The sequence below is a fragment of the Mycobacterium sp. NGS17 genome (assembly GCF_059813205.1).
Map to the genome: position 1 here is coordinate 1 of NZ_JCALED010000035.1, position 616 is coordinate 616.

Consider the following 616-nt stretch of genomic DNA (forward strand, 5'->3'; position numbering starts at 1 on the left):
ATAGCCGTTGACCATCACCCGACCCGGCGCCCACCGATCGACCACCGCCGCCGGGCAGGCCTCCGCGGCGATCACCAACGCCGCCGACTCCAACCCCTGCGGGGACAACATCCCCACCGCCGAGGGGGTCTGGCTCAACACCGTCACCTGCTCGGCGACCAGCAGGGCCTGCAACTGCTGCGGGGAACCGGTCACCTCCTCAGAGACCACCACCAGGCGCCCACCATGCAGCAGCGCCCCCCAGATCTCCCACACCGAGTAGTCAAAGGCATACGAATGGCACTGCGCCCACACCTGATCGGGTCCCAGCGTCAGCCCGGCCTCCCACGACGCGAACAGCCGGGTCACGTTGTGGTGAGTGACCGCCACCCCCTTGGGCGTCCCAGTGGTGCCCGAGGTGTAAATAATGTGCGCCACATCATCAGCAGCCGGGGCCGGCAACGGCGTGCCCGCACCGGCCTGGATGCCCGGATCGTCGAGGTCGATGACCGTCACGTCGTGGCCGTCGACCCGCGCGCGCAACGCGGCGGTGGTCAGGACCGCGACCGGGGCGGCGTCAGCGAGCATGAACCCCACCCGCGCGTCGGGCCAGCCCGGGTCGATCGGCAGATACGCT

1 protein-coding gene is annotated in these 616 nt (G+C 70.0%); it reads right to left on the reverse strand.

Annotated elements, in window-relative coordinates:
• On the reverse strand, nucleotides 1-616 hold a 616-nt coding region (locus AC5Y7E_RS24230), incomplete at both ends, for an AMP-binding protein (protein WP_499950950.1).